General features: G+C 37.4%; 10 protein-coding genes and 2 riboswitches. Of the genes, 3 read left to right on the forward strand and 7 right to left on the reverse strand.

The annotated features are described in order from the left end of the window. The first annotated feature begins 359 nt into the window (after positions 1 to 359). Positions 360 to 563, forward strand: coding sequence for a chlorophyll a-b binding domain-containing protein (locus tag H6G68_RS17045; protein ID WP_190907710.1), 204 nt, complete (start codon positions 360 to 362; stop codon positions 561 to 563). Between the two features lie 497 nt (positions 564 to 1,060). Here H6G68_RS17045 and H6G68_RS17050 read toward each other — a convergent pair whose 3' ends face one another. From H6G68_RS17050 to ntrB, 5 genes are all read right to left on the reverse strand, one after another. Continuing rightward, positions 1,061 to 2,398, reverse strand: a complete 1,338-nt coding sequence (locus H6G68_RS17050) for an SLC13 family permease (protein ID WP_190907711.1) — start codon at positions 2,396 to 2,398, stop codon at positions 1,061 to 1,063. Between the two features lie 114 nt (positions 2,399 to 2,512). After that, positions 2,513 to 3,157 carry a universal stress protein gene (locus H6G68_RS17055; RefSeq protein ID WP_190907755.1) on the reverse strand — a complete coding sequence of 215 codons (645 nt, stop codon included), beginning with the start codon at positions 3,155 to 3,157 and terminating at the stop codon, positions 2,513 to 2,515. Positions 3,158 to 3,319: 162 nt separating this feature from the next. Next, positions 3,320 to 3,434: riboswitch (cyclic di-AMP (ydaO/yuaA leader) on the reverse strand. 38 nt (positions 3,435 to 3,472) lie between these two features. Then, positions 3,473 to 4,309 (reverse strand): ABC transporter ATP-binding protein, encoded by an 837-nt coding sequence (locus H6G68_RS17060; RefSeq protein WP_190907712.1) that lies wholly within the window; start codon positions 4,307 to 4,309, stop codon positions 3,473 to 3,475. Positions 4,310 to 4,498: 189 nt separating this feature from the next. Further along, a complete protein-coding gene (locus H6G68_RS17065) occupies positions 4,499 to 5,941 on the reverse strand; it encodes an ABC transporter substrate-binding protein (protein ID WP_190907713.1) in 1,443 nt (480 codons plus the stop codon). A gap of 186 nt (positions 5,942 to 6,127) precedes the next feature. After that, on the reverse strand, positions 6,128 to 6,973 hold the full coding sequence (gene ntrB, locus H6G68_RS17070) for a nitrate ABC transporter permease (protein WP_190907714.1): 846 nt from the start codon (positions 6,971 to 6,973) through the stop codon (positions 6,128 to 6,130). Between the two features lie 98 nt (positions 6,974 to 7,071). Further along, positions 7,072 to 7,283, reverse strand: a riboswitch (cyclic di-AMP (ydaO/yuaA leader). A 384-nt stretch (positions 7,284 to 7,667) separates the two neighbouring features. On the opposite strand from ntrB, the gene H6G68_RS17075 reads away from it, so the two are divergent. Both H6G68_RS17075 and H6G68_RS17080 read left to right on the forward strand, forming a co-directional pair. Further along, positions 7,668 to 8,861: a sensor histidine kinase gene (locus H6G68_RS17075; protein ID WP_190907715.1), complete on the forward strand. Its 1,194-nt coding sequence runs from the start codon at positions 7,668 to 7,670 to the stop codon at positions 8,859 to 8,861. Positions 8,862 to 9,068: 207 nt separating this feature from the next. Next, complete coding sequence (locus H6G68_RS17080; RefSeq protein WP_190907716.1) at positions 9,069 to 10,265, forward strand: sensor histidine kinase; 1,197 nt, start codon at positions 9,069 to 9,071, stop codon at positions 10,263 to 10,265. Positions 10,266 to 10,326: 61 nt separating this feature from the next. Here H6G68_RS17080 and rnc read toward each other — a convergent pair whose 3' ends face one another. Together rnc and H6G68_RS17090 are read right to left on the reverse strand one after the other, a co-directional pair. After that, positions 10,327 to 11,019: a ribonuclease III gene (rnc, locus tag H6G68_RS17085; protein ID WP_190907717.1), complete on the reverse strand. Its 693-nt coding sequence runs from the start codon at positions 11,017 to 11,019 to the stop codon at positions 10,327 to 10,329. A 142-nt stretch (positions 11,020 to 11,161) separates the two neighbouring features. Continuing rightward, positions 11,162 to 11,932 carry an NYN domain-containing protein gene (locus H6G68_RS17090; protein WP_190907718.1) on the reverse strand — a complete coding sequence of 257 codons (771 nt, stop codon included), beginning with the start codon at positions 11,930 to 11,932 and terminating at the stop codon, positions 11,162 to 11,164. Positions 11,933 to 12,158: the final 226 nt, after the last annotated feature.

Raw genomic sequence — 12,158 nt, forward strand, 5'->3', positions numbered from 1 at the left:
TATATAACGTTAGACAGAAGTTTCGGATTTTAGATTATTAATTTGTGTTAAAATTATCGCTTTTTTTAATATAAGTTTTGCTATTTATTTAGTTATATATTTTGAGTTTTTGCTGAACATAAATCATAGCTTCATTAGCTGGATTTACACTTATTTATAATCAATGGTTTTGTCAACCTCTCAGGGTGGATTTGTCTGCATCAATAGTTTTATTATTATCTTCCACAAGTAGTGCCTCTAGTTTGTACCTCTAGGCATAAATAAATTTTGTGTACCAACGTTACCTTGAAGTTAAGCACTAAATTGTTTAAGACAAAACAGTCAAAACCTCAAACTCGCTTAATTTTGGAGGTAAAAAAATGGAAACTCGCTCATCTACTGATATATCAGCTGTTGCTAAAGCCTATAATGGCGTAGATCGTAACGCCTTTATCTTTGGCTGGAATCCCCAAGCCGAATTGTGGAATGGACGGTTGGCGATGATTGGATTTCTTGCCTATTTAATGTGGGATTTATTCGGCTACAGTGTTCTCCGTGACGTGCTGCACATCATCAGATATTAGTTAAATTATAGGAATCCTCAATAATTTCTGAAAAATCAAATAGGACTCCTATAGTTTAATAGGCTTGGTGTTAGCGCCAACAACCTTAAACAGCGTAGGTTGAGTTAAGCAAAGCAAAACCCAACCTACAATTCTCTTTAACTGAACCCTATTGTCCTATAATTATCATTTTTAAAATCCCTTTTTTATGTTCTTGATTGAAAAGGGGATTTTTTATATAGCGTTTCCTAATCTTATGAGGTAGATCATAGTCCCCTCCCCGCAAGCGAGGAGGGGGTTGGGGGTGGGGTTCTTGTATCTCACTCAACCGAGAATTGATATACAGCAGATGGCAGATCAATGAGGCTTCGCCGTGAGCGTCAGCCGATAGCTTGCGTGGCGTAGCCATACGGTACAGAATCAAAATTGAAACCTAGACAGCAAGCCAGTTTTACTCCTGACTCCTGACTCCTGACTCCTGACTCCTGACTCCTGAATTCTGCTGTAATTTGCACAACTCAAAGTAAAAAACGCACCAACACATAAAAAGCAGAAGTCACAAGTTGCAGCAACATTACAGGAATACCGTAATGTAAAAAAGTCTTAAACGAAATCCTTCTTCCATGCTGTTCAGAAATCCCCGCAGCGACAATATTGGAAGATGCACCTACGAGAGTACCATTACCTCCCAAAGTTGCACCAAACATCATGGCGTAAAATAGTGGTAACACTTCCGGGGGAAACTGTCCTTGATAATCTGAGGCTAAAACTTCTGCTGGTGCTAATCCCACGTTGACAATATATTGTTTAAGTAAGGGAACCATCGCCACAACTAAAGGAATATTAGGAATAACGCTAGATAATATCCCCACCAAAAATAACAATACTAGGGAACCTAGGAGAATATTTTTCCCCAAAATCGTTCCTAAAATACCCGATAAACCTTTAATTACACCTGTTTTATCCAGTCCCCCAATTAACACAAAAATGCTCATAAAAAATATTAAGGTACTCCAATCTACATCTTTTAATATGTTGTTGACAGTATCAATGCGGCTGTGATGAGATAATAATAAAGCTAAAGCAGCGCCTAACAAAGCCACCGCAGCAGGTGAAATAGGTATTGGTAAGGATTCACCAATTACAAAAAATATCAATACAAAACTTACAATCAATCCACCCACCATTAAAACTCGTGGATGATTGATTTGTGGATGTGGTAGTTCTGCTAAATCATCTAGTCTTGTATTCCAAATTTTTCTAAATAAAAATGGTAGTGTAACCATCACAGAGACAACAGCCAGTACACCTCCTAAACTCAAGTTCCATAAATAATCTAGAAAGCTAATATTTACAGCATCACCAACAATAAAAGTGGCAGGATCTCCAACTAAGGTTAACAACCCAGCACTATTAGCAACAAACACCATTAAAATTAATAAAGGCACAAAATTGACTCCTATTTCTTGTGCCATAGGCGGAATTAAAGGTGCTAATAACATTACGGTAGTGGCATTGGGTAAAACTGCACAAATTGGTGTTACTAATACCACTATACCTAATAGTAATTTCTTGCCATTCCCTTGAGCAAGAATGACTATTTGTGTGGCTATATAACTAAAAATATTAGTCGGTTCAAATGCTCTTACTAAGACCATCACACCGAAAAATAAACCCAATGTGCCATGACTTTTGCTAATGTAACCAACAGCTTCTGGTAAAGTCATGATATTAGCAAAAACTAGTAACAAAGCTCCCAATAAAGCCGCAATTGTCAGATGTACCCATTCCGTCATGATTAAAAAAATAACGGAAATAAATATGATTATACTAAATACAGCTTGCCAGTTTTCCACACTCTAAACCTCGAAATATTACTGTTTGGATAGTAGCGAAAAAGCCACCTAAAGTATAGGTGACTTTTCCATAATTTTAATTTAATTTCCAATCACTGTGATTGAAAACAGCAATTATTCATCAATACAACTGGGAATACCCAAGACAGCACAAGGAAAATTAGTGCCTAGCGTCTTAATCATCGGATGATTGATGGATTTACATCCTAAAAACAGAATATCAGCGGCTTCTGATTCCACAAATTTTTTAAGTTCTGCACCAATACTGCCAAACCGCAGATGTGATTTAAATGATCCCTGCCATTCTTCAGCTAGAGTTTTGGCTTGCGAGAGAATTTTGTCGGCTTCTTGCAGAAAAGTTCGAGATTCTCTTTGTAGCTGTGGTAAACTTGCTGTTATTTTTGGTTGCGTCAATACCAACGTAACTGATTTTGATATATCGCTCACTGGACATTCTAATTGAGGCTGATTGTGAGCAACTTTGAAAATATCAAAATACTGATTTTTCAAGTTTTCTTCTAATACATACACAGCGTGAACTGTAACTTGAATGTTAGTAGCTAAACTCGTTTGGTGGGCAATCCAACAGGCAATATCTAGGGCTGTGTGACTCTGAGGGGAAGCATCATAGCCAACAATTAAATTAATGGAGTTGGCTATTTGATGTTGTTGCGAAACGAGTTTTTCAGGTTCTGGTAGCAATACCATTTGTTCAATTAGGTCATCACGACCCATAGCACTTTCTAAACGTGCTAACATTGGCTTAATTTTCACAGCTTTAACTTCTCTCCCATGAAACGAATGACGAATGAGAAGCAGGGATGCCAATTTAGGATTTAGGATTTAGGATTGAGCCAAAATCATCAATCTAAAATTGATTTAGGAAACCCCAATCATAACTGCTACTACAGCCAAGGTTTTGGGGGTTCCTTCCATTGCCGACGGAGTTAGCTGACGGGCTAAGACTGGAAGGTGTCTCTCGTTAGATTAGCCCCAATTTTTGGTTCCTCCGCTTTAAATCCAGCTTTCATGAATTTAAATTAGGCTACCCACTAAAAAGACAATAATACTATTTTATTCTTCTGAAGTAAAGTGGTGATCTAGAAAATTTAGCGCGTGGTTGCGGAGTTCAAAATATTCTTTAGAATTTCGGATCACACTGCGATCGCGTGGACGCTGAAACGGAACTTTGAGAATTTCCCCGATTGTAGCAGATGGTCCATTGGTCATTAAGACAATTCGATCAGACATATAAATTGCTTCGTCTACATCATGAGTAATCATCATTACGGCTTGACGATGATTTTCCCAGATATCTAATACCTGACGCTGCAATTTACCACGAGTTAAAGCATCTAGTGCGCCAAAAGGTTCATCCATTAATAACATTTTCGGACGAATTGCCAAAGCCCTAGCAATACCTACTCTTTGTTTCATACCTCCAGAAATTTCATCGGGATATTTATCGGCTGCTGGTGTTAAGTTTACCATTGCCAAGTGTTCATTGACAATGCTAATTTTTTCAGCACGATTAGCATTTTTTAGCACTTCATCAACAGCTAAACGGATATTTTCGCGCACCGTTAACCAAGGTAAGAGCGAGTAATTTTGAAATACCATCATCCTATCTGCACCTGGCTTGCGGATTTCTTTGCCATCTAAACGTACTGAGCCAGATGTGGCTTTTTGAAATCCACCAATAATTTTCAGTAATGTTGATTTACCACAACCTGAATGACCAATTACAGAAATATACTCATCTTCACCAATCGTAAGATTAACGCCATCTAAGACAACAGCATCTCCTTTGTCTGGTGTTGGATAAGACTTGACCAAATTTTCAATTTCCAGAAATCCATGATGGGGCTTAACTTCTTGATAAGACTCGTTTGAGAAGGAGGTATATTGCATGATTAAATATTCCTGAATTAGTTAAATTTTGGGGCGTAAATATTTTTGGTTCCCATACTCTGTATTCTCGTTCCCATACTCTGTATGGGAATGAATTCTAGAAGGCTCTGCTTCTAAAGTCATTGAAGGCGGAGCCTTTGTGATTGCATTCCCAGTCAGAGACTGGGAACGAGATAATATGCCCCTAAGTTAGGACATGAAAAAACGATTGGGAGCGTTAGCCCTGATGGCAAAACTATTTAGATAACCGACAGGATCACTAGGGTCAAAGCCTTTTTTATCTATGAATACTTCGGGCGATTCAACTTTATAATCATCCTTGGGGCATTGAATTCCCATTTCCGCAGCTATATCTCGATATAAATCTGTTCGCCACCCTCTTTCGGCTATTTTATTGGCATTTTTGGGAATTTCTTTGATTTGTCCCCAACGGGCGGCTTGAGTCATGAACCAAATACTTCGAGAACGCCATAAAAATGTCGAATGTTCTCCTGTTTCTTGGGGAATATTCTCAGGAATATCGTAGAAAATTGTGGTGTCAGCAGCTTTAATAGTGCGGTCTTTACCATCAAACCCACCATAGTTGTAATTGCCAATAATTCCCGGAGAAGTCAACTTAGTTATGGGTGCATCTTTTTGTTTGGGTTTTGCGCCGGTAAAGGATTTTTCTGTCATTAATTGTGCTACTTCTTGCCGATTTTCGGGTTTGCTGCAATACTGACAAGCTTCTATCATTGCTTTCACCAAAGAACGATAGGTTTTGGGATAGTTAATGATGAAAGATTCCATTACTCCTAACAATCTGTCTGGGTGTCCTTGCCAAACTTCTTTACCTTGTGCGAAGGTAAAACCAATACCTTCGTTACCTGTAATTGCTCTACTGTTCCAAGGTTCGGCTACCATGTAAGCTTGCATAGCGCCAATTCTCATGTTTGTCACCATTTGCGGTGGGGAAACGATGATTACCCGAAATTCCTTAAAGGGGTCTATACCAGCAGCAGCAGATATATAGCGGACAAAGTATTCATAAATAGCAGAACTCAAAACTACTGCCCAAATTTTCTTTTCCGGGGGTTGTTGGTTAAAATAGCCCCGAAAGTCTTTTCCAAAGGCTTCTAAGGCACCATCACCATATTTCTGCTGATATTCGTACCAAGGACGGATGCCAAAGTCCCACATCTCTTTGTTCATGGTCATGGCGTTACCGTGACGGTGTATGGTCATGGCTGCACATAGGGGGGCATGACGTGCGCCTTCTGCACCTATTCTGGCGTTGGTGACAGCACCGGAGACGACTGGTGCAGCGTCGAGACGACCAAAAATTAAGCCGTCGCGGGAATTACCCCAACTAGCTTCGCGGTTGAGTTTGACGTTTAAGCCATATTTGTGGAAGAATCCTTTTTTCCATGCGATCGCAAATGGCGCACAATCATTAACAGGAACATAACCAACTGTAATATTCGGTTTTTCTAAATCTTGGGGTCTAACTAAGGGTTTTACAGCTAAAGCCGCTTCTGTCAGTCCTTTAACAGACTTATCTCCAGATGTCCCACAGGATGACAACGCTATTCCCGCAGTCGTTAAACCTATTCCCTTAATAAAATCTCTGCGAGTCCAATGATTTTCACTCATAATCGTATCCAATTTTGGATTTTAGATTTTTCGCATTGCTGATTAATGGGATGATTTTTTTCTCACGCAGAGACGCAAAGAGAAAAAGTTTTCAAAGTTAAATTTAATGATTTCATCCTGTAATTATGCAACGCCAAACTCTTAATTTCTCCCTGTTTCTCTGCGCCTCTGCGTGAAATAAAATCATCAACTTCCTGGACGATGAGTCACTAACTCTTGAATTTTGCCCACAGCATAATCTAAAACTAAGCCAGTTAAACCAATTACAAACACAGCCAGAAATACAGAACTAAGATTTAAACGACTCCATTCATCCCAGACAAAAAAGCCGATTCCTACACCACCTGTCAGCATTTCTACGGCAACAATTACCAGCCAAGCAATGCCTAAACTAATTCGCAAACCTGTGAAAATATAAGGCAAACTGGCAGGCCAAATAATCTTAATCACCTGCCGCCACCGTGGCATTTCCAACACCTGCGCTACATCTAAATAATCTTTAGAAACGCTAGAAACTCCCAAGGCTGTATTAATAATAGTTGGCCAAAGGGAAGTAATGAAAATCACAAAAATAGCAGAAGGATCTGCCAAATTGAAAATAGCTAAAGAGATAGGTAACCAAGCTAGGGGTGAAACGGGTTTAAATATCTGAATAATGGGATTAAAAGCCAGCATTGCTGGTCTAGACATCCCAATCAAAAAGCCCAAGGGAATAGCTACTAATGCACCTAATCCAAAACCTAGTAATACCCTGCGTAAACTGGCTAATAATAACCACCCAATTCCTAAGTTACCAGGACCTCTTTCATAGAAAGGATTTAAGATGTAGTCCAAATTTGCAATTAAAGCTTCTGGTGGTGTAGGCATCAATTCACGATTAGCAAGTGCTACTACCCACCAGAGCAAAACTATTCCCAAAAAGCCTACAACAGGCAATAGGAACTCATCCCGAAGAATAACAGGTTTTGCTTTTTTCCAAGCAAACCTTCCAGCAACGGCAATCGTTGCAGCTAAATTCAGTTGCAAAATCATATCGTAACCTCAACAGAGTTCAGCACGCATACACTGAAACTGAGCAGTACCAGCCTTGGACACTGATGAGATCAAAACATTATCAAAATGCTGTCTCTTCAGTCTCCTCTCAATGCCTACGAAGTTAGCTGACGGGCTAGGGCTGAGAGATGCCCCTCTTTCAGAAGTGATGAGTTTTGAGTGTTGAATTAAATATTAACTAATTCTTCACTTTTGACTCTTAATTGGTCACTTTTTGAGAAATACGCCCCACAATTTGGTTCCTCCGCTCCAGCGTTAAGCTAGGTGCTGGATTAGGCTGACTTACTCTAAATATATACTAACAGCCACACAATAACATTAATGTACAGTAAAAGCATCTGTATTGATGATCAATATTATTAATTTAACTACTTAATTTTCCTGGGTATCCTCATTTTTCGGTAATAATTCCTATCTATAGAATTGTCTTGTGAGTGAATCTCTACCTATAGGCATATATACAAGAGTAACTATCAACAATTGTGGATTTTATTTGGGTATGTTGGCTAATTTATTATCTTTATGGTATAAAGTTTACTTTAAAGGCTGTAGATTGCAGGTTGGTTGCTATCTAACAGATGTGAGATGTGAGTTATATCAATAATTGTGAGGACAAACCCCTAGAATCGTTAGACTAATTGCATATACAATTAGATTCACTGAGTTGAAAAACATGGATTTTAGTCAATTGCTGGCTGATCGAACTGATATTATCATAGATAAATGGGTGACAGCCGTTCGCCAAGATCGGCGGATTGAAAGTGCTGATAATCTATCCTATAGTGCAATTAAAAATCACATTCCATATGTCTTAAAAGCAATGGTGACGGTACTTTCAACATCTCAGGGTAATGATTTTAAATCCATAGTAACAGCTAGTTGGCAACATGGAGTGATTAGAGCTACACAAGGCTTTGATTCAGCAGAAATTGCTAGGGAATATCATCACTTAAGAACAGTAATATTTGACATAATGCAAGCAGATTTATTGCAAGCAAAGCCAACAGATATAATTCGGGTTATGCGGTTGATTAACATCGTAATTGATGAAGCAATCGCTAGGTGTTTTAATAGTTATGTTGATGAACGATTAAGAGAATTAGAGCTTCTGCAAAACACTTTAACGTTGCATAATCAGGAACTAACCCGCTTAGTTAATTCTCATCGACAACACCTCTCATTACTAACTCATGATTTAAAACAACCCCTAGCGTCAATTATAGGTTACTCTGATTTATTTTTACGTGAACATAAAAAGACCCCTGTAAAAAATACTTATCACAATATCGAACATATTGAACGAGTGTTACGTAATGGCAGACACTTGCTACGTTTAATTAATGATCTACTAGAATTATCGCGGTATGAAGCCGGACAAATCAAAATTGAACTTACATCAACTGATGTCTGTGAAATCATTAGTAATGTATGTGAAATGTTGGAACCTTTAGCTGCTGAAAAAAAATTGTCTCTCGTCGTTGATTGTGAACAAAATTACCCAAAAATAATCACAGATGCATTTCAAATACAACAAGTTATTACAAACCTTATTAGTAATGCGATTCGCTATACAGAGTCGGGAAGTATTAATATTACTTCTCATGTATTAGATAATCAAAAGTGGGAGTTTGCCGTTTCTGATACAGGTATTGGCATTAGACCAGAAGACCAAAAGCAGATTTTTGAACCTTATTTTCGTTGTAATAATCAAAAGTCCCATCTTCCTGATAGTACTGGTTTAGGTTTGGCAATAGTTTCGCGGTTGGTAAAACTATTACAAGGTGAAATTAAGCTAGTTTCTCAGCCGGAAGTTGGTTCTACTTTTACTGTAATTCTGCCTTTGCAAATGGAAATGAAAGAAAGTTGATTTCGCTCAAAGAGACAAAAGATATTTTTGCAGCTTTCAGTAAAATCAACAATTTTCACTCTAACAAACCGCGTTTTTTCAATTTAGCTAACGCATCTTCATCTGCATGGTTTTTTATCGAGCAGATACTAAAAATTTGTGAGAAGATAACTTATATTTCGTTACACTGTTTGCATAAGGTAATTTAATTAACTGAATTTTAAAAAAATGGATTTTAGTCAATTACTGACTGATAAAATTGATACCATCATAGATCAATGGGTGATAGAAGTTCATCAAGATCAGCGAATTAAAAGTGCTAGTAATCTACCATACAGCGGCATCAAAAATCACGTTCCCGATGTCCTGAAAGCTATGGTAACAGTACTTTCTACATCTCAGGGTAATGATTATAAAGCTATAGTAAGTGCCAGTTGGCAGCATGGAATAATTCGAGCGACACAAGGCTTTAATCCAGCAGAAATTGCTAGGGAATATCATCATTTAAAAACTGTAATATTTGACACAATACAAGCAGATTTATTGCAAGCAAAGCCAACAGATATTATTCGGGCTATGCGGTTAATTAACGCTGTGATTGATGAAGCAATCGCTCGGTGTTTTAATAGTTATGTTGATGAACGATTACGAGAATTAGAGCATCTGCACAACACTTTGGCATTACATAATCAGGAACTAACTCGCTTAATTAATGCAAATCGAGAACATCTATCTTTACTAGCTCATGATTTAAAACATCCCCTAGCTTCGATTATTGGTTACTCTGATTTATTTCTACGTGAACATCGAGAAAAAACTCATACAAAAGAAACATATAACAATCTCGAACATATTGAAAGGGTGTTACGTAATGGTAGACATTTGCTCAGTTTAATTAATGATTTACTAGAATTATCGCAGCATGAAGCTGGAAAAATTCAACTTGAGTTTACATCAACTAATGTCTGTGAAATCATTAGTAACGTATGTGAAATGTTTGAGCCTTTGGTTGCTAAAAAAGATTTGTCACTCATAGTTGATTGTCAACAAGATAGCCAAAAAATAATCACAGACGCATATCAATTACAACAAGTTATCACAAACCTTGTTAGTAATGCTATTCGTTATACAGAGTCGGGAAGTATTCATATCACTTCCCATGTATTAGATCATCAAAAGTGGGAATTTGTCGTTTCTGATACAGGTATTGGCATTAGACCAGAAGACCAAAAGCAGATTTTTGAACCTTATTTTCGTTGTAATAATCAAAAGTCCCATCTTCCTGATAGTACTGGTTTAGGTTTGGCCATAGTTTCGCGGTTGGTAAAACTATTACAAGGTGAAATTAAGCTAGTTTCTCAACCGGAGGTAGGTTCTACTTTTACTGTAATTCTGCCTTTGCAACTGGAAATGAAAGAAAGTTGATTTTGCTCAAAGAGACAAAAGATATTTTTGCAGCTTTGAGTAAAATAAACAATTGTTATTCTCACAACCCGCGCTTTTTCAATTTAGCTAATGCATTTTCAGCAGCATCTTTTTCTGCTTCTTTTTTATTACGCCCTTGTCCAGTTCCACGCAATATTTCTACCCCATTTACTACTTCAAATACATCAGATTCAAACACGGGTGTATGAGACTGTCCACCTATTTGTTTTGTGACATATTTGGGTGGATTTGTGTTACCGCTGCTTTGTACCCACTCCTGAAAACGATTTTTTGAGTCTACATTTGAGCGAGATACAACAATTTTTTCTGATACGGAATCAAATAGCGGTTCTACAATAGTGCGAACTACTTCAATATTGGAATTGTTATCTAGATAGTAAGCACCAAGAACGGCTTCAAATGTGCTACTTAATAAATTAGGATTTTGAAATCCTCCGTCTCGAATTGCACCTTGTCCTAAACGCATTCTGAAGTCTAAACCTACTTCAATGGCAAATTTTGCTAATTGTTTCTCATCTACTAATGCAGAACGACGACGAGTTAATTCATCTTCTTCTTTTTCTGGGTGACGTTTATAGAGATATTCCCCGCTTAAGAAGTTGAGGATAGCATCACCAAGAAATTCTAAACGTTCGTTTTGTTCGGCTTCTCCTGGATGTTCGTTGACATAAGAACGGTGGGTAAGTGCTTGACGTAGAAGTTTTTCGTTATGAAATGTGAGAAGTTTGTGCATTTTTATTTTTTGTCTTTTGTTTTGTAGCGAAGATTAACTATTATCTTAAAAATGAAAAAACCGCAAGATGCGGTAGTGTTGGTGAAACCCAGCTAACTAATATAACTGAGTTTCAAAAGCAAATTCAGGCAGCTAATTTATATTACTCTATTAAAAGCAATTCCTGATTTTGCCTTTGGATTCTACCTGAATTTACAGCAGAATCAATAAACTTACCAAAGCTTTTAAATTTCTTACCATTAGATGTAGAGATAGAGGAAACGCCCTGATATTTCGGGAATAGTTGACGCATTGATCTACCAATGTAGCTGTAGTGTGTAGGTTTACCTTGACTTAACGCATTTTTGACAGTTTCAATCAGATATCCTTCAGCTTCATTGTAACTAATTTGAGAATTAATGATAGTGGGTTGAGGTTTAGTTTCTTCACCAACTAATTGAGGTAACTCGTCTATAAAGTGGAAGTTATCATCACCAACGAGATTCTTTAGTTTTGAGCTTTCGCTATATCTTTGAGCTAAGACAATTACTTTTTTACCTATAGCTTTGAGAATGGCAATTAATCCAGCAAAATCCCTGTCTCCTGATATTAGGATAATTATTTTTAGAGAAGGATTAAAAGCAACTGTCTCAAGACAGTCCTCTCTAAGTCGTTTATCTGCGCTATTCTTAGAAGAATCAGGAACATCCACACATTTAAAACCAATTACTTCTAATTTATTTTTGATAGAAATCTGGTTAGGATGCTGTGAATTATAGTAACTATTTTTGCAAAAAACAGTTCCTTTAGATTTTGCAAATTCTAGTAATAAATGAGAGAATTTTGTGATTGAGAGAACGTTCTGAATATCGCAAAAAATTGCAACAGAGTCTTGTTTTTGAACTGTTTGTGTGTTCAATGCTAGATGAGACATATAACAAATCCAGTTTTGCTAAGTGAACTGGACAGCTTCAAAACATCACATATCTATAGCAGTAAGACTACATGAAAAAAACTAAAAAATTAGCCCTCCCTCATCTAGCTTCTCTACATTAACCAATTTCAGTGTTAACTCAGTTTCAGTCTCAGTAACAGGATTCCTTCCTGACAAACCGTGCATTATGCACTCGGCTGAATATTTATCTATAAGCCTTACTTTC

This window comes from Anabaena catenula FACHB-362 (assembly GCF_014698735.1).
Taxonomy (GTDB): Bacteria; Cyanobacteriota; Cyanobacteriia; order Cyanobacteriales; family Nostocaceae; genus Anabaena; species Anabaena variabilis_A.

Excerpts from the sequence above, each read along its gene's own strand:
- H6G68_RS17065 (WP_190907713.1), bottom strand. The coding sequence starts at position 5,941 with ATGAGTGAAAATCATTGGACTCGCAGAGATTTTATTAAGGGAATAGGT.
- H6G68_RS17075 (WP_190907715.1), top strand. The coding sequence starts at position 7,668 with ATGGATTTTAGTCAATTGCTGGCTGATCGAACTGATATTATCATAGAT.
- H6G68_RS17090 (WP_190907718.1), bottom strand. The coding sequence starts at position 11,932 with ATGTCTCATCTAGCATTGAACACACAAACAGTTCAAAAACAAGACTCT.
- ntrB (WP_190907714.1), bottom strand. The coding sequence starts at position 6,973 with ATGATTTTGCAACTGAATTTAGCTGCAACGATTGCCGTTGCTGGAAGG.
- H6G68_RS17055 (WP_190907755.1), bottom strand. The coding sequence starts at position 3,157 with ATGTTAGCACGTTTAGAAAGTGCTATGGGTCGTGATGACCTAATTGAA.
- H6G68_RS17080 (WP_190907716.1), top strand. The coding sequence starts at position 9,069 with ATGGATTTTAGTCAATTACTGACTGATAAAATTGATACCATCATAGAT.
- rnc (WP_190907717.1), bottom strand. The coding sequence starts at position 11,019 with ATGCACAAACTTCTCACATTTCATAACGAAAAACTTCTACGTCAAGCA.
- H6G68_RS17045 (WP_190907710.1), top strand. The coding sequence starts at position 360 with ATGGAAACTCGCTCATCTACTGATATATCAGCTGTTGCTAAAGCCTAT.
- H6G68_RS17060 (WP_190907712.1), bottom strand. The coding sequence starts at position 4,309 with ATGCAATATACCTCCTTCTCAAACGAGTCTTATCAAGAAGTTAAGCCC.